Origin of the sequence: Dickeya sp. CFBP 2040, assembly GCF_012273755.1 — a bacterium.
Taxonomy (GTDB): Bacteria; Pseudomonadota; Gammaproteobacteria; order Enterobacterales; family Enterobacteriaceae; genus Dickeya; species Dickeya poaceiphila.
Window position 1 is genome coordinate 72,955 of sequence record NZ_JAAVXH010000056.1, and the last position, 23,000, is coordinate 95,954.

General features: G+C 53.5%; 22 protein-coding genes and 1 riboswitch. Of the genes, 16 read left to right on the top strand and 6 right to left on the bottom strand.

Annotation, left to right across the window (positions count from 1 at the left end):
- Nucleotides 1-10 precede the first annotated feature (10 nt).
- Complete coding sequence (locus tag Dpoa2040_RS07635; RefSeq protein WP_042868816.1) at nucleotides 11-913, bottom strand: LysR family transcriptional regulator; 903 nt, start codon at nucleotides 911-913, stop codon at nucleotides 11-13.
- A 190-nt stretch (nucleotides 914-1,103) separates the two neighbouring features.
- Here Dpoa2040_RS07635 and Dpoa2040_RS07640 point away from each other — a divergent pair, with 190 nt between their 5' ends.
- The 6 genes from Dpoa2040_RS07640 (at nucleotide 1,104) to Dpoa2040_RS07665 (ending at nucleotide 7,665) form a co-directional block, all read left to right on the top strand.
- A complete protein-coding gene (locus Dpoa2040_RS07640) occupies nucleotides 1,104-2,078 on the top strand; it encodes an alpha/beta hydrolase (RefSeq protein ID WP_168640897.1) in 975 nt (324 codons plus the stop codon).
- A gap of 522 nt (nucleotides 2,079-2,600) precedes the next feature.
- Complete coding sequence (locus tag Dpoa2040_RS07645; RefSeq protein ID WP_042868812.1) at nucleotides 2,601-3,299, top strand: 4Fe-4S dicluster domain-containing protein; 699 nt, start codon at nucleotides 2,601-2,603, stop codon at nucleotides 3,297-3,299.
- Entirely contained in the window at nucleotides 3,292-4,248 is a 957-nt protein-coding gene (gene nrfD / locus Dpoa2040_RS07650) for a cytochrome c nitrite reductase subunit NrfD (protein WP_168640898.1), read from the top strand. The genes Dpoa2040_RS07645 and nrfD overlap by 8 nt, the downstream gene beginning before the upstream one ends.
- A 2-nt stretch (nucleotides 4,249-4,250) precedes the next feature.
- Nucleotides 4,251-5,624: an MFS transporter gene (locus Dpoa2040_RS07655; protein WP_146411525.1), complete on the top strand. Its 1,374-nt coding sequence runs from the start codon at nucleotides 4,251-4,253 to the stop codon at nucleotides 5,622-5,624.
- A gap of 56 nt (nucleotides 5,625-5,680) precedes the next feature.
- Nucleotides 5,681-6,031 (top strand): FMN-binding protein, encoded by a 351-nt coding sequence (locus Dpoa2040_RS07660; protein WP_042868808.1) that lies wholly within the window; start codon nucleotides 5,681-5,683, stop codon nucleotides 6,029-6,031.
- Between the two features lie 62 nt (nucleotides 6,032-6,093).
- On the top strand, nucleotides 6,094-7,665 hold the full coding sequence (locus Dpoa2040_RS07665) for an FAD-dependent oxidoreductase (protein WP_042868806.1): 1,572 nt from the start codon (nucleotides 6,094-6,096) through the stop codon (nucleotides 7,663-7,665).
- 68 nt (nucleotides 7,666-7,733) lie between these two features.
- On the opposite strand, the gene alkB is transcribed toward Dpoa2040_RS07665, so the two are convergent.
- Nucleotides 7,734-8,387: a DNA oxidative demethylase AlkB gene (gene alkB, locus Dpoa2040_RS07670; protein ID WP_168640899.1), complete on the bottom strand. Its 654-nt coding sequence runs from the start codon at nucleotides 8,385-8,387 to the stop codon at nucleotides 7,734-7,736.
- A gap of 110 nt (nucleotides 8,388-8,497) precedes the next feature.
- On the opposite strand from alkB, the gene Dpoa2040_RS07675 reads away from it, so the two are divergent.
- Nucleotides 8,498-9,169, top strand: a complete 672-nt coding sequence (locus tag Dpoa2040_RS07675) for a DNA-3-methyladenine glycosylase (protein ID WP_042868802.1) — start codon at nucleotides 8,498-8,500, stop codon at nucleotides 9,167-9,169.
- An 80-nt stretch (nucleotides 9,170-9,249) separates the two neighbouring features.
- Here Dpoa2040_RS07675 and Dpoa2040_RS07680 read toward each other — a convergent pair whose 3' ends face one another.
- Nucleotides 9,250-9,714, bottom strand: coding sequence for a multidrug/biocide efflux PACE transporter (locus Dpoa2040_RS07680; RefSeq protein ID WP_168640900.1), 465 nt, complete (start codon nucleotides 9,712-9,714; stop codon nucleotides 9,250-9,252).
- A gap of 106 nt (nucleotides 9,715-9,820) precedes the next feature.
- Between Dpoa2040_RS07680 and Dpoa2040_RS07685 the strand changes: the two genes are divergently transcribed.
- The 3 genes from Dpoa2040_RS07685 (at nucleotide 9,821) to tehB (ending at nucleotide 13,850) form a co-directional block, all read left to right on the top strand.
- The gene (locus tag Dpoa2040_RS07685; protein ID WP_168640901.1) at nucleotides 9,821-10,687 is read left to right on the top strand and encodes a LysR family transcriptional regulator; all 867 of its coding nucleotides are present in this window, start codon (nucleotides 9,821-9,823) and stop codon (nucleotides 10,685-10,687) included.
- 418 nt (nucleotides 10,688-11,105) lie between these two features.
- Entirely contained in the window at nucleotides 11,106-12,749 is a 1,644-nt protein-coding gene (gene fumA / locus Dpoa2040_RS07690) for a class I fumarate hydratase FumA (protein ID WP_168640902.1), read from the top strand.
- Between the two features lie 210 nt (nucleotides 12,750-12,959).
- Nucleotides 12,960-13,850, top strand: coding sequence for an SAM-dependent methyltransferase TehB (tehB, locus tag Dpoa2040_RS07695; RefSeq protein WP_168640903.1), 891 nt, complete (start codon nucleotides 12,960-12,962; stop codon nucleotides 13,848-13,850).
- Nucleotides 13,851-13,908: 58 nt separating this feature from the next.
- Here the strand turns inward: tehB and ribB are convergent, their stop codons facing one another.
- Nucleotides 13,909-14,562, bottom strand: coding sequence for a 3,4-dihydroxy-2-butanone-4-phosphate synthase (gene ribB, locus Dpoa2040_RS07700; protein WP_042868793.1), 654 nt, complete (start codon nucleotides 14,560-14,562; stop codon nucleotides 13,909-13,911).
- Nucleotides 14,563-14,691: 129 nt separating this feature from the next.
- Nucleotides 14,692-14,853, bottom strand: a riboswitch (FMN riboswitch).
- Nucleotides 14,854-15,013: 160 nt separating this feature from the next.
- Here ribB and Dpoa2040_RS07705 point away from each other — a divergent pair.
- Nucleotides 15,014-15,298 carry an accessory factor UbiK family protein gene (locus Dpoa2040_RS07705; RefSeq protein ID WP_168640904.1) on the top strand — a complete coding sequence of 95 codons (285 nt, stop codon included), beginning with the start codon at nucleotides 15,014-15,016 and terminating at the stop codon, nucleotides 15,296-15,298.
- A gap of 45 nt (nucleotides 15,299-15,343) precedes the next feature.
- On the opposite strand, the gene yjeH is transcribed toward Dpoa2040_RS07705, so the two are convergent.
- Entirely contained in the window at nucleotides 15,344-16,597 is a 1,254-nt protein-coding gene (gene yjeH, locus Dpoa2040_RS07710) for an L-methionine/branched-chain amino acid transporter (RefSeq protein ID WP_168640905.1), read from the bottom strand.
- A 342-nt stretch (nucleotides 16,598-16,939) separates the two neighbouring features.
- Nucleotides 16,940-17,881, bottom strand: coding sequence for a cell division protein ZipA (zipA, locus tag Dpoa2040_RS07715; protein WP_168640922.1), 942 nt, complete (start codon nucleotides 17,879-17,881; stop codon nucleotides 16,940-16,942).
- Between the two features lie 221 nt (nucleotides 17,882-18,102).
- Between zipA and cysZ the strand changes: the two genes are divergently transcribed.
- The 5 genes from cysZ (at nucleotide 18,103) to crr (ending at nucleotide 22,991) form a co-directional block, all read left to right on the top strand.
- Complete coding sequence (gene cysZ, locus Dpoa2040_RS07720) at nucleotides 18,103-18,873, top strand: sulfate transporter CysZ (RefSeq protein WP_042868785.1); 771 nt, start codon at nucleotides 18,103-18,105, stop codon at nucleotides 18,871-18,873.
- Nucleotides 18,874-19,034: 161 nt separating this feature from the next.
- Entirely contained in the window at nucleotides 19,035-20,003 is a 969-nt protein-coding gene (cysK, locus tag Dpoa2040_RS07725; RefSeq protein WP_042868782.1) for a cysteine synthase A, read from the top strand.
- A 404-nt stretch (nucleotides 20,004-20,407) separates the two neighbouring features.
- The gene (gene ptsH / locus Dpoa2040_RS07730) at nucleotides 20,408-20,665 is read left to right on the top strand and encodes a phosphocarrier protein Hpr (protein WP_013316619.1); all 258 of its coding nucleotides are present in this window, start codon (nucleotides 20,408-20,410) and stop codon (nucleotides 20,663-20,665) included.
- Nucleotides 20,666-20,712: 47 nt separating this feature from the next.
- Nucleotides 20,713-22,440: a phosphoenolpyruvate-protein phosphotransferase PtsI gene (ptsI, locus tag Dpoa2040_RS07735; protein ID WP_042868781.1), complete on the top strand. Its 1,728-nt coding sequence runs from the start codon at nucleotides 20,713-20,715 to the stop codon at nucleotides 22,438-22,440.
- Nucleotides 22,441-22,481: 41 nt separating this feature from the next.
- Nucleotides 22,482-22,991, top strand: a complete 510-nt coding sequence (gene crr, locus Dpoa2040_RS07740) for a PTS glucose transporter subunit IIA (RefSeq protein WP_042868779.1) — start codon at nucleotides 22,482-22,484, stop codon at nucleotides 22,989-22,991.
- Nucleotides 22,992-23,000 lie beyond the last annotated feature (9 nt).

Here is a 23,000-nt window from a genome sequence, read left to right on the forward strand (position 1 = left end):
CCATGCACCTTTACTCACGCAACATGGGGTGATTCCGCTCCATGAAGTCCAGAAATCGACGCACCACCGGAATACCCGCGCTACGTTTGAGATAACTGACGGCAAAGGTGCGGGTAATCGGCGTTGCCACCGGACGAATCACAATATCGTAGCCCTTAAGGCTGGTCGCCACCGAGGTACACAGAAACACCACGCCGCCGTGGTGCATCACCAGATCCATGATGATGTCGAGGTTGCTGCACTCACGAAAGCTGGTTTCTTCAAGCCCGGCGCGGCTGAATGCTGCCGATACCGCCGCATGTTCGCCGGTCCCCTTCTGCGGCACAATCGGCCTTTCCTGTGCCAGTTGAGTCAACGTCAGGCTGGGGTGATCCGCCAGCGGATGGTTGGCCGCCATCACCGCAACCAGATTCTCGTCCAGAAAAATGGTATGACTGAACAGCGGGTCCTGCAGATAGTCATCAAACGGCGTAGAGAGCGACACATGAATCTCAGCGTTTCTGACCTTTTCCAACAGGTCACTGCTGACGCCATCGATAAAAGATAACTCGATATTCGGATGCTGTTTTTGAAATGACGTGAAGACATCATAGTATTTCAGCCGGTTGAAGATGGGAATCACCCCCACCATCAGCGCCCCATCCTGACTCTCCTCGTACGACTGCACAAATTGCTCAACGTCATAATACTCCCGAATCAGCGGCTTGATTTTTTCGTCAAATGCTTCGCCAAATGGCGTTAACGCAAATTGACGGGTGGTACGATTAATCAACTTCCGTTCCAGCTCCTGTTCCAGCCGGGATATTTCCTGAGAAAGAAACGCCTGAGAGATATTGAGTGCTTTGGCGGCACGGGTAAAACTCCCTTTTCGCACCAGCTCATGGTAATAAAGTGCTCGCTTTATACTGATCATAATTATTTTTATTTATAACCTTATCGAATATTAATTATATGAATTTGTTAAAATACAAATGTGAGTTCAAGCACATTTGCATTAATCTCAGCCATGGTAGCCTGCCCGCTGGTTTTTCCCTCGTTCAGCTATCTATTAGTAAAGTTGTTCAAGAAACAATAATTGGAAAATTATTTTTAAGGAATATTCAATGCGCACCCCACCGCTCAAGATGATACTGTTATCCTCCGTGATGATCGCCGGAGCCTCCCAGATTACTAACACCATGGCAGCAGACACTATCCACGAACTGACGATAACCCCGCGCCAACCCTCGGTTAAACTGATTTCCGATGTGGTTTACGCTCAGGTGCCAATGCGCGGCTACCCCAATGTCGCATTGAAAATGGACATCCTGCAACCGGAAATGAAATCACCACAGCCTGCGGTTCTGTTTATCACCGGCGGCGGCTTCATTAACGCCAACAAAGACAACTACATCCAGCAACGGCTGAAACTGGCGGAAGCGGGTTACGTGGTCGCCAGCATGGAATACCGCGTGGCGCCGACCGTCATGTTCCCCGCCCCGCTGGAAGATGTAAAATCCGCCATTCGCTACCTGCGCGCTAATGCAGGCAAATTCGGCATCGACGCGGCGCATGTGGCGGTATTCGGTTCTTCCGCCGGTGGCTATCTGGCGGCATTCGCCGGTACCAGCAACGGCAACAAGCAGTTTGACCGCGGCGAACACCTCGACCAGAGCAGCCAGGTACAGGCGGTTATCGATTTCTACGGCCTGTCGGACCTGACCCGCGTCGGTGAAGGCTTCCCGGATAAGGTGGTGCAGAAACACGCGTCGCCATCCTCGACCGAAGCTATCTGGGTCAACGGCACATCCGTGTTCAATGAGGGCGGCCCGATCACCCGCTTCCCGGAAAAAACCGCCGCCGCTAACCCCATCAACTATATCAGCAAGAACACGCCGCCATTTTTGATCATGCACGGCAGCGCCGATACGGTGGTTTCACCCCATCAGACCGAGATCCTGCACAAGGCGCTGATAGCCCACGGCATCGACAGTACCTACTACATGGTGAAAGGCGCAGAGCATGGTGGCATTTACTGGCTGCAACCAGAAATCATGCAGAAAGTCATCCAGTTTTTGGATCGCCAGCTGAAGCCATAATCGGCTGATAGTGATTAATCGGCTAAGAGTCATTAATCGGCTGAGAGTCATTGTGCTGAAACGCCTCTAACGAGGCGTTTTTTATTCTTCGCTTTTTCTGTTTCGACGGGAATAACGTACCGCGCACGTTAATTATTGCGCTACATCATTTTTATTTATTTCAGCGACGGCGCGCCTTTATTACATAAATCAAAAACACCCCACAAACGACAAAAAAGAACAATTAAATAACAATAAAAATAAAAAAATACGACAATAATAATACCACCATATCGATTATCGTATTTTGCTATTATTTTTATCCCAATATACAAAAAATGAAATGTGAAGCGTGCCACACATCCTACCAGGAACGCATGTTTCAATTATTCCACCAACATATTTTATTTTCCGACACGCTGACCTTTTCATTATTTACCGTACTCATTCACCACTAATGAGTCAGAAAATAAAAAAATAGATTTATTGCTGAACAGATGTCGGCTACGCCATACCGATTTTCGATTTCTGAAAGGTTATTTTATGGAAAATTATACCCGACGCCGGTTTATTGCCATTATGGGCAGTACGCTGGCCGTTTCCGGCAGCGCTTTACCAGTCCTCGCACAGGAAGCAGCAACGCCTTCCGTCGGCCCACGCCCCGTCAAATTCGGCATACTACACAATGAACTACGCTGTATCGGCTGCAAAGCCTGCATGACCGCCTGCCGTAAAACCAATCAGGTACCGGAGGGCGTCACGCGGCTGGACATCATACAAACCGTTGATATCCCGGCCACCGATACCACCAAACCGATAAAACAGTTCTTTCGTCAGTCCTGCCAGCACTGCGATAACCCGCCCTGTGTCTCGGTCTGCCCGACCGGCGCCTCATTTAAAGACGCACTGACCGGTATTGTGGATGTCAATGACAAACGTTGCGTCGGCTGCCGTTACTGCATCGCCGCGTGTCCATACCATGTGCGCTTTATCAACCCGGTAACCAATACTGCAGACAAGTGCAATTTTTGCCGGGAAACCAATCTGGCGGCAGGCAAGAAACCGGCCTGTGTCGAGATCTGCCCGACCAAGGCGCTGGTGTTCGGCGATCTTAACGATCCGGAAAGCGATATCTCGAAAATGATCAAAAGTAATCCTATCTATCGCAGCAAAGTCTATCTGGGCACCGGCCCCAACCTCTACCGCATCCCCGGTAAATACGGAGAGAGCGACCATGCATGATGCCTTTCACTTTCACTCGCTGGTATGGGACTGGCCCATCGCCGTCTATCTGCTGCTGGTGGGGATTTCCTCCGGAATGATGGTGTTAACGCTGCTGTTTCGCCGCTATCTGCCTGCGGAAAATCAGCACCCCAACCGGTTGATTACCGCCACGGCAATCGTCGCCCCGCTGTCAGTGATAGTCGGGCTGGTGATCCTGATATTTCACCTCGCCCGCCCTGTCACTTTCTGGTATTTGATGTTTTTCTATAATCCTCATTCCATCATGTCGCTGGGGGTGATGCTGTTTCAGGTATATATGCTGGTGATGTTCCTGTGGATTGCCAGCCTGTATCAGCAACCGTTGCTGGCCTGGAGCGAGCGCCATTTACCGGGTGCGTTGCACAGTTTACTGAATCGCATAATCGCGCTGGTGACCCGCAGTCTGCGTCCGCTGGAGAATGTATTGCTGGTGCTGGCGCTGCTGCTTGGTTGCTATACCGGCTTTCTGCTCTCTGCACTGAAATCTTTCCCGCTACTGAATAATCCGGTGCTGCCGGTACTGTTTTTGGTGTCCGGCGTGACCTCCGGCATCGCGGTACTGATGCTGGCCAGCGCATCGGCGCACAGTCAGCGCGATTGTCCTCACACCCTGCATCTGCTGCACAAACTGGAAAAACCGGTCGCGTTGGTCGAACTGTTCCTGCTGTTCGCCTTCTTTATCGGCCTGATGCTGGGCGGTGGACAGAAAGCGGTGGCAGCGCAGGTGGCACTGAGCGGATTCTGGGGCGGGGTGTTCTGGATAGGTATTATCGGCATCGGCATGTTGGTGCCGCTGGCGGCAGGTAGCCTGCCCACCCTACAGCGACATGTGCGGTTTGTGCCGCGAATTGCCGCTGGCCTGACGCTGCTGGGTGTATTCCTGCTGCGGCTGTTCGTGCTGTACGCCGGACAGATGACGGTAGCCTGACCATGACCGGCCCTCGCGCACTCTTCTGGCTGGCATCGGTGGCGTTCTTCATGCAAGCGCTGGACACCACCATGCTGTATGTCGCCGTACCGGCGATAGCACGCTCGCTGCACCAGCCAGTGCTGCGTATGGAGCCTATCGTTATGGCTTACATCATCACCGTCGTGGCCTTTACCCCGATCAACAGTTGGCTGAGCCAGCATTTGGGAGAGCGACGCACCTGTCTGGCGGCGCTGACTATCTTCACCGGCGGCGCACTGCTGTGCTTTCATGCCGACTCCGCTCTTCACCTTGGTCTGGGGCGTTTTATTCAGGGAGCCGGCGGCGCGTTACTGCTGCCGGTGATCCGCACACAAGTACTGCGATATACCCCCGCCGATACCCGGCTGTCATTCCTCAACCGCATGACGCTGCTCGGCATGTTCGGCACCCTGACCGGACCGTTACTGGGTAGCCTGCTGACTGACTGGTTATCATGGCGAGCTATCTTTATCGCGCCGGTTCCGCTGGCGCTACTGTGCCTGTGGCTGGCATGGCACACCCTACCGACGGATGCTCGCGTCCGTACCTGCCGGATTTCCATGCGCAGCTTGCTGCCACTGATCGGCATTCTGCTGACAGTCACGCTGCTGCTGGTGGCCGCGCCGCGGCACCTGCTGTCGATACCGGTTATCGCGCTGCTGGGTCTGGCCGGCACCCTTTGCACCCTGTTCTACCTGCGCAGCGATTTACCGGGACGCGAAGCCCTGCTGCCGGTTTCCCTGTTCAGTATCCGTTCCTTTTATGTCGGCGTATGGGGCGGCGTACTTACCCGGCTGCTGCTGGCCTCGCTGCCGGTGGTGATGTCGTTGGTGATCCAAACCTCGCTGGGCCTGCCCCCTGCCATCGCCGGTTTTATCATGCTGATGTTTTCCACCGGCGCCTTGCTGGCCAAGCTAATGTTTGAAGCGCTGGTCCGCTGGCTGGGTTACCGCAATTTGCTGATTTACGGCACGTTGCTGGCTTCCGCGCAGGTACTGCTGCTCGGTCTGGCTATCCAGCACCATTTACTGCCGGTGATTGGCGTCTGTGCTGTCGGCATCGGCGTATTGACTGCGCTGCTGCACTCGGCGGAAAGCACACTGGCTTGCTGTCATTTGTGCAGCGACACCTACAACAGCGGCAATAACATCATGATTCTCAGTCAGTTGATTGCCGTCATGCTCAGCATGGCGCTGACGTTCCCGGCGTTACGCCTGTTTTCTCAACTCGAACCGCTGCTGAACATCAACCATTTCAGCCTGCTGCTGTTACTGCTCGGAACCGGATTACCGCTGAGTTGCCTGTTGTTTCGTCACCTCAGCCATGAAGAAGGAAAAACGCTGCTGGCACCCTAGCCCGGTGCGTTTTGCCGTTTATTGATGATGTCAACCACACAGAGTGAATGCACGTTATGAAAAAAAGCTCCATCAAATTATTAGGTTGTCTGTTGCTGGTCGCCGGGGCGGCGATTGCCGAAGACGCAGGTCAGTTCAAAGCCGGAACTTACTCGGCCACCGGGCAGGGCATCGGCGGTGACGTGACAGTCACGCTGGATGTCGATGCCACAGGCGTGGTGCAGAAAGCCACTATCGATGCGCCCAACGAAACCCCGGAAGTGGGCGGGGAAGCCGCTAAAGAGCTGGCTAAGACCATGACGGAGAAAAAGACTATCAACGTCGATGGCGTTTCCGGCGCCACCATGACCAGCGGTGCAGTACATGAGGCGTCTCAGGCGGCGTACGCCAAAGCTAAAGCGAAATGAATACCGGACGACGCGCTGGTTTTTGGCGCGTCATTCCACGCGTAAAATAAAAGGAAAATAATATGGTTCAATACCGAAAAAAACTCCTTGCGGCTTTGTGCCTCTCGGTGCTGGGAATTACGTCTGCTCAGGCATCAGGACAGGCCGAACCTGCTGCCGAACCCGCTAAAAGCGCTGAGCCGGCCAAACCGGTCGAGCTTCCTAAAAGTGCTGACGTGGTCGTGATCGGCGCAGGCGCTGCAGGCACCGCCGCTACCATGGCGGCAGCCGAGAAAGGCGCCAGCGTGGTGTTGCTGGAAAAACAACCCGCCGTCGGCGGCACCGGCAATTTTGCAGAAGGTATCTTCGCGGCCAACAGCTCGATGCAGAAACGCCAGGGCATCGTGGTTACGCCAGACATGGCCTTCAAGACCATCATGGAATACAGCCACTGGATGGCCAACCCGTATGTGGTGCGCACCTTCGTGAATCGCTCTGCCGACACCATCGAGTGGGTGAAATCCAAAGGCATCAAGTTTGAATACATCGGCCCCGGCGGACCGGGCGGAATGCTGACCTGGCACGTTATCGACGGTCCCGGCCACGGTCGCTACCTGATCAAAACCTTCCACGAACAGTTCAAAAACATGAAGGTCACCACGCTGGTGAAAACCGCCGGTAAAGATCTGGTGATGAAAGATGGCAAAATTACCGGCGTAATCGCTGAAGGCAGCGACGGCAAACCGTTCCAGATCGACACCAAAGCGGTGATCGTCGCCACCGGCGGCTACGCCAACAACAAAGAGATGCTGCAAAAATATGTCGCTATGCCCGACACCATCATGGTCGGCAACATTGGTAAAGACGGCGACGGCATCAAAATGGCATGGAAAGCCGGTGCCAAGGAAGAAGGCATGGGCGTGGTGCAGTCTTACCGTCCCGGCCTGCCGGATTATGCACCCAACTCCCAGATGCTGGCTGCGGCTCGTCAGCCGTACCTGTGGGTGGACAAAACCGGACGCCGCTTCACCGATGAGTCCATCGTCATCATTTGGCCGCACGCAGGTAACGCACTGGCTAAGGCTGGCGGCGTGATGTATTCCATCTTTGACGACGATACCCGCAAACACGTAGTCAATGATGGTATCGATGTACCTATCGGCGAATGGGTTATCGCTAATACCAAACTGGTGAAATTTGATGACGAGTTCGCCAAAGAGAGCCAGAAAAACCGTGGTTTTGTCTTCAAAAGCAACAGTCTTGACGACCTGGCTAAACAGATGGGTATCGACCCGGCAGTGCTGAAACGCACAGTTGAGGACAACAACCGCTACGCAGCCCAGAAACGCGACGACGTCTTCAACAAGAACATGGATTATTTGCGTCCGGTGAAAACCGGTCCGTTCTATGCCGTGAAGATGATGCCTGCGGCGCTCGGTACGCTCGGCGGCGTGAAGATTAACGAGAAAATGGAAGCTGTTAGTCCGAACGGCAGCCCGGTGCCAGGCCTGTATGTAACCGGCAACGATGCCGCCGGTATGTACGGCGACACCTATGACCTGCTGCTGGGTGGCGGTACGTTCGGCTTTGCGCTCAACTCTGGCCGCATGGCTGGCGAAAACGCCCTCGAATACCTCCACTTCACCGCCAAGTAATGCCTTTCGTCCCCCACGCTGTGGGGGACTTTCACACCTCACGAAACGTCTTCACACTTTACGAGTCTTCACACTTTACGAAACGTCAAATTAAAGCGCACTTCATCCGACATTCCCGCCGGCAGCGGCCCGCGTTTAAGCGGCAAAATGGCGTGGTAATACAGTCGGGACGGACCACCCCACACCACCACATCGCCGTGCGTCAGCGCCAGCCGCTGGCATGGGTCACTGCGTTTCCTCCCGCCAAACAGAAATACTGCACCTAACCCCAGTGAGACTGAGACAATCGGCTGGCGTAAGTCCTGCTCGTCTTTGTCCTGATGCAACGACAGTTTGGCACCCACCGCGTAACGATTAATCAGGCAGGCATCTGGCGAAAAGCCGGGGTATCCGGCGGCACTGGCCGCCGCCTGCGACAGTTGCAAAAAGCAGGCTGGCATAGCAGGCCACGGCTGGCCGCTCCGCGGGTCTTGCGTACTGTAGCGGTACCCCTGCTCGTCGCTCACCCAACCCTGCGGCCCGCAATTGCTCATCGCCACCGACATGGTATGTCCGCCCGGCGTCACCATGTGGCGAAACGGCGCACGTTGCGTCACCATTTCCAGCGCGGCCAGCAATTCACCGGCCTGTTGCCAGGCAAAGCCTCGCAGCAACATCGCACCGGGTGCCAGCGTTTCATTCCGGCGTTCCGGCGGCTCATCGGCAAACAGTTCGAAATTCATGCAATGACCTGTTCAAATAACCAGTATAATTGAGTATATCTCTCTTAGCAGAGCATTGCCTGCTGAAATGAATCACCAACTAGAATCACCCACAATAAGGATACCAATCAATGACGCCATCGCGGCTCCCATTCAACGAACCTCAGGCTCTCGCCCATTTGTCCGCGATTGACGGGCACTGGGCACGGTTGATCGACGGTGTCGGACATATTCGCTTTGAAAGCCGCCCGACACGGGAACCTTACGAGGCGCTGATTCGGGCGGTTGCCAGCCAGCAACTCAGTAACCGTGCTGCGGCTGCCATCATCAGCAAGCTACAGCAACGTTTTGAAGTGGAAGAAAACGAGTTTCCCTCCGCCAGACAACTGGCAACATGCGAACCGGCAGTGTTGCGCCAGTGCGGTTTTTCCGCCCGTAAAATCGACACGGTTACAGCTATTGCGCAAGGGGTGCTGAGCGGGCTGGTGCCAGGCAGGGCGGCAGCAGAACATCTGGATGACGACACGCTGATAGAACGCCTTTGCACCTTGAAGGGTATCGGACGCTGGACGGTAGAAATGCTGTTGATCTCTACACTGGAGCGGATGGATATCATGCCGGTGGACGATCTTGGCATCAAACAGGGGTTTCGTTACCTGTATCGCTTAACACAGGACCCGACGCGTAAAGCAATGCTGGAGATGAGTGAGCCATGCCGCCCCTATCGCACGTTGGCCGCCTGGTATCTGTGGCGCATTCCCCATATGCCGGATTACGCCGAATACCGGGCGTCGTTGCGTTAGTCAATCGGCGCATTATGCAACCAGCACGGACGCAAGAAGAAATGACACCATCCCGCTACACCTTGCGTCGTGCCATAGGGCTAGCGCCCCTGTACGACGGCCGCCAGCAACCGTTCACGCAATACATCGTATAGCCAGTTGTAGGCCATGGTGTACGGCAGGAAAAACAGGAAGAAACCGATCTCCACCATCAGCGCTTGCCGCAGCGTGATATTCAACATCCACGCTGCCAGCGGCAAGCCAATCAGGATAAAACCGCCTTCAAAGCCCAGCGCGTGGCCGATACGCACCCACAGGCTACGTTTAACGCGGCTGACCGGCCACAGGCTATCAAACAGACTGTTGTACGCCACATTCCAGACCATCGCCACGCCGGACAGCATGACAGACAGCATACCAACCTGAAGGATAGAACGCCCAAGCACCCAGGCGCCGATGGGAGCACAAATCAGCAATGCCATCACTTCAAAACCGATGGCATGTACTACCCTCTCACGCCATGTTTTTTGCTGATGACGCGCTTTCTGCTGGATTCGCTGTTGCATGTTTTCCTCCTTCTGATGGCATGACGGCGACAACGGGTTGCCATTCTCATCGAAATAACCAATAGTATTAAATTAGTTTCCATCTAAAAAACCGATAGAGTGCGCAATGCGTTATTCCCCCGAATCCCTGCTGGCGTTTATCGCAACCGTAAACACCGGTTCGTTTTCCGCCGCGGCACGCCACCTGCAAAAAAGCCAGTCCACCGTTAGCACCGCGGTAGCGAATCTGGAAGCCGATTTGGGCCTGACGCTGTTCGACAGGCGCGGTCATCAACCGGTGCTGACAGATGAAGGACGCAAGGTGCTCAGCCACGTCAAAGCAATTCTGTCTGCCAGCGAGGCACTGGACGAGCTGGCGATTCGGCTGGCGGACAAGGTTGAGCCGCGGCTCACCTTTGTGTTGTCGGACACCTGGCAGTGCCGCTACTACCATCCGGTATTGCGACGCTTCGCCGAGCGTTTTCCTGATGTAGAGTTTGAATGCTTGATTGCGGAAGACGAGGACGTGGTGGACCTGTTGCAGTCGCAGCGTGCTCACGTCGGCGTATTGCAGGCTCAGGCGCATTACCCCATCGATATTGCGGTGTCCCGGTTACAGGTGAAAACCGAAATGGCGGTCTATGTGGCCCGCAACCACCCGCTGGCACAGCAGCCGCAGGTAACGCAGGCACAACTCGCCACGGAGCGCCAGCTGTGCCTGCATACTTATACTCAGCACGAGCGCCCACGTTCCGAAGGCGCCACCTGGTCAACACCGTCGTATCTGATGCTGCTGGAAATGGCGGAACAGGGATTTGGCTGGAGTACGCTGCCGCGCTGGCTGGTGGACGAATACGCGCAAAACCGACTGGTGGAACTGGCGCTGTCAGGCTGGCCGCGGCAAATTGAGGTGGATATCGCCTGGTCACGCCCGTCGCCCCCCGGCCCGGCAGGGTTGTGGTTGATAGATACCCTGCTGGAGCAGCGTGAATGAATATCGGTCAGCCCAATGTCATTGAGCTGACAATAAACCGGTATTTAATGGAAAACTACCTGTCATGCCTCGCACTTAATTAATTTAAATAAATGATTTAATATGCAGGGTGCCAGAGGAATTGTTGCCAATAGCGACGCTGGGTTGCTGCCTGAGATATATTTTCGACAAAAACATGACGGAGATAAAAATAATGTGACTTGTCAGCGTGGTGCTACCTGTCATAAAGCCATAGTATGTGAGGTGGTATCCCTCAAGGGGCGCGGTACTGGCGCACGTTAAGGAATATCACCCAACGTTTATTGCTTTTGTCGCCGAGCCAGAGACGATTGACACAACAATAAGACCGACACAAAAGCCTGAACGGAAAATAAGACCCGATAAATCACTCAATTATGCAGCTGCAAGTGAGAAGAAAATGTCGAATAAACCGTTTTATTACCAAGAGCCGTTTCCATTAGCGAAAGATAAAACCGAATACCGTTTAATCAGCAGCGACTTTGTTTCCGTCAGCCAGTTTGAAGGCCAGGATATTCTCAAAGTTGACCCGCAAGGGCTAACGCTGTTGGCCCAGCAGGCATTCCACGACGCCTCTTTCCTGCTGCGCCCTTCCCACCAGCAACAGGTTGCCGATATTCTGCACGACCCACAAGCCAGCGAAAACGACCGTTATGTCGCCCTGCAATTTCTGCGTAACTCCGAAATCGCCGCCAAAGGCATCCTGCCCACCTGTCAGGATACCGGCACCGCCATCATCGTCGGCAAAAAAGGCCAACGTGTGTGGACCGGCGGCAACGATGCCGAAGCGCTGTCGCGCGGGGTATACAACACCTTTATCGAAGACAACCTGCGCTATTCACAGAATGCCGCATTGGATATGTACAAAGAGGTCAACACCGGCACCAACCTGCCTGCGCAGATAGACCTCTACAGCACCGAAGGCGATGAATATAAATTCCTGTTCGTCACCAAAGGCGGCGGTTCCGCCAACAAGACCTATCTGTATCAGGAAACCAAGGCGCTGTTGTCACCGGGCAAACTGAAAAACTATCTGGTGGAGAAAATGCGTACGCTGGGTACCGCAGCCTGCCCGCCGTACCATATTGCCTTCGTTATCGGCGGCACCTCGGCAGAAACCACCCTGAAAACCGTTAAGCTGGCCTCCACCCGCTACTATGACGAACTGCCGACCGAAGGTAATGAGCACGGCCAGGCGTTCCGTGATGTAGCGCTGGAGCAGGAACTGCTGGAAGAAGCCCGTAAGTTAGGGCTAGGCGCCCAGTTCGGCGGCAAATATTTCGCCCACGATGTGCGGGTGATCCGTCTGCCACGCCACGGCGCTTCCTGTCCGGTCGGCATGGGCGTGTCCTGCTCGGCGGACCGCAATATCAAAGCCAAGATCAACCGTCAGGGTATCTGGCTGGAACAGTTGGAAACCAATCCCGGCAAATACATTCCGGAACACCTGCGTCATGCAGGCGAAGGCGAGGTGGTGCGCATCGACCTGAACCGCCCAATGGCGGATATCCTCAAAACGCTGTCGCAGTATCCGGTTTCCACCCGCTTGTCACTTAACGGCACCATCATCGTGGCGCGCGATATTGCCCACGCCAAACTGAAGGAACTGCTGGATAACGGCGGCGAACTGCCGCAATACGTGAAAGATCATCCGATCTACTACGCGGGTCCCGCCAAAACGCCGGAAGGTTACGCCTCTGGTTCGCTGGGTCCCACCACTGCGGGCCGCATGGACTCCTATGTTGACCTGCTGCAATCCCACGGTGGCAGCATGATCATGTTGGCCAAAGGCAACCGCAGCCAACAGGTCACCGACGCCTGCAAAAAACACGGCGGCTTCTATCTCGGCAGCATCGGCGGCCCGGCAGCGATTCTGGCGCAGAATAGCATCAAGAGCCTGGAATGTGTGGAATACCCGGAACTGGGTATGGAAGCTATCTGGAAAATCGAAGTGGAAGACTTCCCGGCCTTCATCCTGGTGGATGACAAAGGCAACGACTTCTTCCAGGTGATCCAGTCTCAGAAATGCACCCGCTGCGGCTAAGATTACCGCCCATCGGATGCTGATCAACGGGGATGGCTGATGCCATCCCCGTTTTTTATCAAACCGCTTCAGCTCTTAATTCAGTTCTATCCCGCTCGGCCCATCGGCGACGCATTGCCACCATTATTTAATGCATTTTAAATGCAACTTATAGATATCCCGCTAAACAACGCATAAAATGGCGTCAGGAACTGAATCAACGAGGCCACTATGCACGAAACCACCAGGCAAGAACCACAAGACTTGCTGTGCTATAAACAGATGCCAGTCTGGAACAGCAGCACGCTGCCTGCCGCATTTCAGGAACAGCACAACACCAAACAAGGCACCTGGGCGAAGCTGCATATTTTAAACGGTGAGCTGACGTTCGACGTGCTGACAGAGCAAGGGGAGACGAAAGAACGCTTCCACTTCTCGCCGCAACAGCAACCGCCCTATATTGAACCGCAGTGCTGGCATCGTATTGTCTCGTTTTCAGACGATCTGGAGTGTCAGTTGGGCTTTTATTGCACGCCAGAAGACTATTATCACAAGAAATATGAGCTGACGCGCACCCATTCGGAAGTGATCGATGCCCTGCGTTATCTGCAACCGGGAAAAGCGCTGGATCTGGGCTGCGGCGGTGGTCGTAACGCGCTCTACCTGAATCTGAAAGGGTTTGATGTCACTGCCTGCGATAAGAACGCCCTGAGCATTGATAAGCTCAATCACATTATTGCCGATGAATCGCTCAGCCGAATTGACGCTTTCGTCCACGATATCAATCAGGCTGACATTCGCCATCAGTACGATTTCATCCTGTCAACGGTGGTGTTCATGTTTCTGGAGCGCTCGTGCATTCCGGCGATCATCAGCAACATGCAGAAACATACCGTCGCTGGGGGCTATAACCTGATTGTCGCCGCCATGTCCACCGACGATTTCCCCTGCCCAATGCCGTTCTCGTTCACTTTTGGGCACAACGAATTACACGACTATTATCATGACTGGGAGATAGTGAAATACAACGAAGATGTGGGAGAGCTGCACAAAACCGACGCCAACGGCAACCGCCTCAAACTGCGCTTTGCCACATTGCTGGCACGCAAACCTGACGCCTGAAAAACACAGGGCCGGAAAACCGGCCCTGCGAAAAAAGTGTGACATTGCCTGGCGGCAATCAGCTCGCTTTACGCTCAGCCGCCTGACGATAAGCCACCAGATCGTCGATAGTCAGCACCGGCATATTGTGCTGTTTCGCAAAGGTGATCACTTCCGGCGCACGAGCCATGGAACCATCATCATTCGTCAGTTCGCACAATACGCCGAATGGTTTAAACCCTGCCAGACGCATCAAATCCACCGTGGCTTCAGTATGACCACCACGCGCCAACACGCCGCCCGGCTGTGCACGCAGCGGGAACACATGACCTGGGCGATTAAGATCGCTCGGACGGGCGTCATCGGCAATCGCCGCGCGAACCGTCGTCACGCGGTCAGCGGCGGATACACCGGTGGTCACGCCTTCAGCAGCTTCAATCGTGACAGTGAACGCCGTCTGATAATGGCTGGAATTATTTTCCACCATCATCGGCAGCTCCAGCTTCTGGCGGCGCTCTTCGGTGATGCACAGGCATACAATACCGCTGCCGTGACGAATGGTGAGCGCCATTTGCTCAACGGTCATGGTTTCAGCCGGGAAAATCATATCACCTTCATTTTCCCTGTCTTCATCATCCAGCACCATCACACCACGACCGCTACGCAATGCGTCCAGCGCACGTTCAACACGTTCAACAGGGGTACCGAATTCGGAAAGTAAAGTCTGATTCATGGTAAAAAAACCTCATTATTAATATGGATTACCAGAATCAGGGCGAGCTTGAGGAGTCGTTTTTGCACTGAAAAAGCAAACAGGCATAAACGCAAAAATAACGCGGGCAGGTGCAAACCTGTCAGAAACCGTTACTCTCTCCCATCCGGACTATTACCGTCGGCCCCGGAATTACACCGGATCTGCTGACCTCAGATGATACTGTCTGAGCGCTCGCGGGCTTCCAGCTAGCCTGATGGCACAAACTGGTTTACCGCCGGTGGGGAATTGCACCCCGCCCTGAGAATAAGCGGTTCTACTATAACGCTAACCTGAGGTGCGGGCAATCTCTAACCCCGCTTATGGATCGCAAAATTCGTCGTATTGAAATCACTTTTTGTTTATACGACACAGGTCTGGCATTACACTTGTGGTATTCCACCATTTCGTCAAAACAGTTCAGGAAAGCGTCATGATTGACCCGAAAAAGTTAGAGCAGATTGCCCGTCAGGTGCAAGAATCCATGCCGAAAGGCATCCGGGAATTTGGCGAGGATATGGAGAAGAAAATCCGTCAGATTTTACAGTCGCAGTTGGGCAAGCTAGATCTGGTCAGCCGTGAAGAATTTGATGTGCAAACCCAGGTGTTGCTGCGCACTCGTGAGAAACTCGCACTACTGGAACAGCGAGTAAGCGCGCTGGAAACGAAAACGACAGACAACGAGCCAGGGCAACAGCCTCCCGCCGACCCGCAGTAATCCTGCAATGATACTCAGCCAGACAGGCTTTAGCCCTGTCTGGCTTCAGTCAACCGCCACAGCCTCACGCCTTTCTGGCAGCATAAGCCACAGTACCGCCAACATTCCTAACGCATACAGAGCCTTCCAACCGAGCGTCAGCAATAGCGCCGCGCACAGTACGATGCCGATACCCGCCATCACGCGGGAGCGTCCCTGCAACAGCCGCCACCCCGCCAACATGCACAGCAAATAAATCAGAATGAAAATACCGTTGGCGTAAACGATCAATTCAGACAGCGGCAACCGCAGCCAGTAAATGGCCAAACAGCAGAGAAGACAACAGGCCACGACCAACGACAACGCATTTACCGGCACACGCGATGCAGATAGCCGCGCCAGACGGCTTCCTTCTGGTGCTTGTGACCACACCAGCCGGGCAAAGCCCTGAGTATAGATGTTCACACTGGCAAAACAGGCAAGGTAACCGACGATGCAAGCCAGCCACAATGCGTGACTGCCAAACAGACGCACCACCACAGTGGGCAAAGACGCCGTTGCAGCCTGATGAGGACCGTAAGCGCCGAAATGCAGTACCGCAACAGTACACCCCCAGTAGACCGCACCCGCCAGCAACATGCCTATCAGCAGCGCACGTGGAAAATCACGTTCGGGTGATCTGAACTCGGTCGCCAGATGAGCAAACGCTTCCAGCCCAACGAAACACCAGAACATGACTGCCAGCGCGTCCAGCATTTTCGCTCCGCTAATCTCCGTCAGTGCAGGCCATGGAATCTGGGATGGCATAATCCGACCTTGCCACCAGATCCCCACGACCAATAACACCACCAACAGTGCAATCAGCGTCTGCACCGTAGCGCTGGAACCGGCGCTACGCATTCCCAGCAACCAAATCACCACCAGCGTCAGCAATTGCACCAGCAGCAATCCCCCTGAACTCACCCCAAAGGCTGCTTGCCAGAAACCAGAGGCAATCTGCATTGCCGCAGGCAAACCAACCGGAATAACCGACAAAAACAGCCACCCAGTCACCCTGGCCAACCGAGGTCCGAATGCCAGCCGGACAAAATGCGCTGCGCCGCCAGCATTCGGAAAATGACGACCAAGCGACGCAAAAACGATGGCAATCGGAAACACCAGCACAATCAGCAGCGGCCAGGCCCAAAGACTATCGCCATGCGCTTGTTCTGCGACTAATGCAGGCACAGCAAATACGCCAGTCCCCAGTAATGAGGTCGATAACAACCCAATGCCCTGAACCAGCCCCAACTCCTGCTTTAACGTATTATTGCCGCTCACAATCTGTGACCTTATCGCCAGTGGGTATGTTTATACCCGTCATACTTCAAGTTGCAGGTGTGTTGGCGGCGTTCGCTCACCCGAATCACTTACCTGAGTAAGCTCACCGGGATGAAATGAGAGACATCCTGTCTCTCACCGGAGGCCAGCCGTTGGCTGGTCAAATTCGTTCCCAACGAATTTGTCACTCTCTTGCCGCCTTCCTGCAACTCGAATTATTTTGGGTATATGCTCAACGCTGACACAATCAGCGTGTTCGCCAGTTGAACTATCATGGTAAAAACAAAAAGCCTCCACTTGCGGAGGCTTTTAAAAAATACAACGACCAACGACACATCGTCATTATTCGCTCTGAACGCTGTTCGCCCTGATAACTTCGCGGATACGCGCTTTATAGGCTTCCACTTTCTGCGGCGTCATCAGGCGGCGCTCGTCATCCAGCACCACGCCACCGACATCATCGGCGATACGCTGAGCGGACTGTAGCATCAGCTTGAAATTCTGGCTGGCATCGCCATAAGACGGCACCATCATGAAAATCGACACGCCCGGCGTGGAAAATTCAGACATGGCTTCCACATTAAAAGAACCGGGTTTGACCATGTTAGCCAGGCTGAATAACACTGGCCCACTGCCCGCCGGGTTAACGTGGCGATGGAAAATGTTCATTTCGCCGAACTGAAAACCTGCCTGCAGCACGCTTTGCAACAACAGTTCACCACCAATCACACTGCCCTGATGCGCTGCTACATGCAACACCAACACCGCTTCTTGCTGTTGCAATTCATGTTGTTGATGCTGTGCGGCCACTGCAACCTCAGGCGTCGGCTCAGGCTGTGAGTTATACGCTTGCGGTTCCGGCTCATCAACCGGCTGCACGGGTTCTGCGCGCTGAAAGGGTGATGAACGATGTGGAGATTCGACGTGCACCGCTGCAGGCTGAACAGGCTGACGCGACGGCGCTTGCGGTTCAACATCATCCAGTAACGGATCAAAGACTGCAGGCTCTTGCCTGAAAGAAGGTTCTGAACGATCACCTGAAGGTGCAACGTTGTCTGGCGACGCGTTTTTTTGACTGCGAGAAGGCGTTACCCGCACTTCACCGACACCGTCATCAAGCTCTTCAAGCGGGGTATCACCACGCTTTGGCTTCAGGCGCTTTACCGGACGCTCACGGAAAAGGGACGAACGCTCTTTACGGCTTGTCCAAAGACCATGCAGTAACAGTGCTATAATTGCGATCGCGCCAACAACAATCAAGATCAGACGCAGGTCCTGCATCATTGCTATCCCAGTTATTCCAAACATTGCCACTACGGCAAATACACATACCTCTAACTGTATTTGCCTGTGTAGCCAAGTGCAAGTCCGTGCACCAGTTTATGAGAATAAAGATCGACAGCAGGCATTTTTTTGCCGTTTTTTCATGCAAACCGCAACTAGCCAGCTGAAAATCATCCCGATATGATGCCGTAACCTGCATATCATAAGGTGAGAACCGCATCATGTCTTACACGCAACACCTTGATCCCAAACACAGTGGCTTACATTATTTTCTCAAAGGCTGGCAACTTCTTTCACTGCCCGGCATCCGCCGTTTTGTCATTCTTCCCATGCTGGTGAATATTCTGTTGATGGGCGGAGCCTTCTGGTGGCTGTTTCACCAACTTGGCGCCTGGATTCCACTGGTGATGACCCACGTGCCAGAGTGGCTGCAGTGGCTGAGTTACCTGCTCTGGCCGCTGGTGACCGTCTTCGTACTGCTGGTGTTCAGCTATTTTTTCAGTACTGTCACTAACCTGATTGCCTCGCCGTTCAACGGGTTGCTGGCGGAACAACTGGAAGCCAGATTAACCGGCCAGCCTCTTCCTGCCAGCAGCATTGTTGATATTGCCAAAGATGTCCCCCGCATCATACGGCGAGAAGTTCAAAAGCTGGGCTACTATTTGCCGAGAGTACTGGTGCTGCTGTTACTCTATCTCGTGCCCGGCGTCGGCCAGACGTTGATACCCGTATTGTGGTTCCTGTTTGGTGCCTGGATGTTGGCAATCCAGTACTGCGATTACCCATTCGACAACCACAAAATTGGTTTTTCCGCTATGCGTCAGGCGATGCGGCAAAACAAGCTGACGAATCTGCAGTTTGGCGCGCTGGTCAGTCTATGCACCATGGTGCCATTACTGAATCTGTTGATCATGCCAGTCGCCGTCTGTGGGGCGACAGCCTTGTGGGTGGATCGCTATCGCCATCTTTCCGGCACACCGCATCGGAGCTGAGCGCTCCAGGATGTTAGCGTTGATGTTCTATAACTGGATATTAGTGAAAATATATTTCCTCAGAACATATCGATATAGCGATTCTTTACTTCACTGACTTTCCTGAACGAGTATTCTCTCTGAGGTTCGCAAAATTTTGATACAGCTATTAAGGACGGGCTATGAGTAAGATCTACGAAGACAATTCTTTCACTATCGGCCACACGCCTCTGGTTCGTCTGAATCGCATCGGCAATGGGCGAATTCTGGCTAAGGTTGAATCACGTAACCCCAGCTTCAGTGTAAAATGCCGTATCGGCGCCAACCTGATTTGGGATGCTGAAAAACGCGGTGTGCTGAAGCCCGGCGTCGAACTCGTAGAACCGACCAGTGGTAATACCGGTATTGCGCTGGCGTATGTGGCCGCCGCACGTGGTTACAAACTGACGTTGACAATGCCGGAAACCATGAGCCTTGAGCGCCGCAAACTCCTTAAAGCACTGGGTGCCAACCTGGTGTTGACCGAAGGCGCCAAAGGCATGAAAGGCGCTATCGCCAAAGCCGAAGAGATTGTGGCCAGCGACCCGGAACATTACCTGCTGCTGCAGCAGTTCAGCAACCCGGCCAACCCGGAAATTCATGAAAAAACCACCGGCCCGGAAATCTGGGAAGATACCGACGGCGAAGTGGACGTGTTCATTGCCGGCGTAGGCACCGGCGGCACGTTAACTGGCGTCAGCCGCTATATCAAACAGACCAAAGGTAAGGCGATTATCTCCGTTGCCGTTGAGCCGACCGATTCGCCGGTCATCACGCAGGCGCTGGCTGGCGAAGAGATCAAACCCGGTCCGCACAAGATTCAGGGCATCGGTGCAGGATTTATTCCTGCCAACCTGGACCTGAAACTGGTTGATCGTGTTGAGCGCATCACCAACGAAGAGGCTATCAACACCGCACGCCGTCTGATGGAAGAAGAAGGTATTCTGGCAGGCATCTCTTCCGGTGCTGCGGTAGCCGCTGCCCTTAATCTGTTGAAAGAAGAAGAATTCGCCAACAAGACCATCGTCGTGATCCTGCCCTCTTCCGGTGAGCGCTACCTCAGTACGGCACTATTTGCTGATCTATTCACCGAACAGGAACTGCAGCAGTAAGCGCTTCCTCCCACGAATGTGATTTAAAAGTTAAAAAAGCACCCTTCAGGGTGCTTTTTTGTGGCAGAGCTCAAACTTTCTGCTACTTGCACATTGCTTTTCACTGACAGGTTTAGTATTTAAGCGGACAATTATTTTGATGCGTGAAATTAATATTCGTCGGAGCCCACGCATACGGATATCATTCTTGCGACATGGAGCAGCATGGCCGGACGCTTTATCTCTCGCAGGAAAATTACAAGGGCATTGCCGACTTAACCAGGGGTAAGCGCATTCCGTTTCCCTTAACCGCATCCCGGCCTGTCCTGAACCATTCAGGGCAACCAAACAGGCTAAAGTTTAACCCATACACTAAACTTTAGTTCCACAACATGAACCTAATCCAACAAGTTGGGGAAAACAGAATGTTCCAGCAAGAAGTAACGATTACCGCTCCAAATGGCCTGCACACGCGTCCAGCTGCACAGTTCGTGAAAGAAGCCAAAGGATTTACCTCTGAAATCACCGTCACCTCTAACGGCAAAAGCGCCAGCGCCAAAAGCCTGTTTAAATTGCAGACTCTCGGCCTGACTCAGGGTACTGTGGTCACTATTTCTGCCGAAGGTGAAGACGAACAGCAAGCCGTTGAACATCTGGTTAAACTGATGGCTGAGCTTGAGTAAACGGCCCGCTCTCTTTAGTGAACGTCAGAATCAAGTAAGGTAGGGTTATGATTTCAGGCATATTAGTATCACCGGGAATTGCTTTTGGTAAGGCGCTGCTACTGAAAGATGACGACATTGTCGTCAACCGGAAAAAAATCTCTGCAGATCAGGTTGATAAGGAAATCGAACGTTTCATCGCAGGCCGCGCCAAAGCTTCTCAGCAACTGGAAGCTATCAAGCAGAAGGCAGCTGAAACGCTAGGGCCAGAGAAAGAAGCCATCTTCGAAGGGCATATCATGCTGCTGGAAGATGAGGAATTCGAGCAGGAAATCATCTCCCTGATTAAAGACGACCACGCATCCGCCGATGCGGCGGCGTATTCCGTCATTGAGACGCAGGCGAAAGCGCTGGAAGAGCTGGATGACGAGTACCTGAAAGAGCGCGCTGCAGATATGCGCGATATCGGCAAGCGCCTGCTGAAAAACATTTTGGGTATGCATATCGTTGATCTGGGTGACATTCAGGATGAAGTGATTCTGATCGCCAAAGATCTGACCCCGTCTGAAACCGCGCAATTGAACCTGAACAAAGTGCTGGGTTTCATCACCGATATCGGTGGCCGTACGTCCCATACCTCAATTATGGCGCGTTCGCTGGAATTACCGGCCATCGTGGGCACCACCGATGCTACCCAAAAAATTCAGAATGGCGATTTCATCATTCTGGACGGGGTGAACAACAAGATTTACCAGAATCCTGACCAGGCGACTATTGACCAGCTCAAAGCCGTTCAGGAGCAGTACAACACCGAAAGATATGAACTCGCCAAGCTGAAAGACCTGCCGGCCATTACGCTGGACGGCCATCAGGTGGAAGTGTGCGCCAACATCGGTACGGTGCGTGACATCGCCGGTGCAGAGCGTAACGGCGCGGAAGGTGTGGGCCTGTATCGTACCGAATTCCTGTTTATGGACCGTGATGCCCTGCCGACTGAAGAAGAGCAGTTCCAGGCGTACAAAGCCGTTGCAGAAGCGATGGGCGCGCAGGCGGTGATTGTGCGCACTATGGATATCGGCGGCGATAAAGACCTGCCGTACATGGACCTGCCGGAAGAAGAGAACCCGTTCCTCGGCTGGCGTGCGATTCGTATCTGTCTTGATCGCAAAGAAATTCTGCATTCGCAGTTGCGCGCAATTCTGCGTGCCTCCGCGTTTGGCAAACTGCGCATCATGTTCCCGATGATCATCTCGGTGGAAGAAGTACGTACGCTGAAAGCCGAGCTGGAGATGCTCAAAGCTCAGTTACGCGCCGAAAACAAAGCATTTGACGAAACTATTGAAGTCGGCGTGATGGTGGAAACGCCAGCCGCTGCGGCTATCGCTCATCATCTGGCGAAGGAAGTTGACTTCTTTAGTATTGGGACAAATGACTTAACCCAGTATACTCTGGCGGTAGATCGTGGGAACGAGTTGATTTCTCATCTTTATAACCCGATGTCTCCGGCTGTGTTGACTCTAATCAAACAGGTGATCGACGCGTCACACGCCGAAGGCAAGTGGACTGGTATGTGTGGTGAACTCGCTGGCGACGAACGTGCTACACTACTGCTGTTGGGGATGGGTCTGGATGAGTTCAGCATGAGTGCCATCTCGATTCCTCGCATCAAGAAAATTATTCGCAATGCCAACTATGAAGATGCGAAAGCGCTGGCGGAGCAGGCATTAGCCCAACCGACAGCAGAAGAGTTAAGCAGTCTGGTAAGCCGGTTCATTAAAGAAAAGACGCTTTGCTGATACCGCTGTGCTGACCCAATATTAATGCTTAGGAGAAAATCATGGGTTTGTTCGATAAACTGAAATCTCTGGTTTCTGACGACAAGAAAGAGGCTGGCAGCATCGAAATCATTGCCCCGTTATCCGGTGAAATCGTCAATATCGAAGACGTGCCTGATGTCGTCTTCGCAGAGAAGATCGTCGGCGATGGTATTGCTATCAAACCTAGCGGCAACAAGATGGTGGCACCAGTAGACGGCACCATTGGAAAAATCTTCGAAACTAACCATGCGTTTTCCATCGAATCAGATACGGGTATCGAACTCTTCGTGCACTTCGGTATTGATACCGTTGAGCTGAAAGGCGAAGGCTTTAAGCGTATTGCCGAAGAGGGGCAGCGTGTCAAGAAAGGCGATGTGGTGATCGAGTTTGATCTGTCGTTGCTGGAAGAGAAAGCCAAGTCCACGCTGACTCCGGTGGTTATCTCTAACATGGACGAGATCAAAGAGTTGGTCAAACTGACCGGCACTGTTGTCGTTGGGGAAACCCCGGTCATTCGCATCAAAAAATAAGCGAGTCGC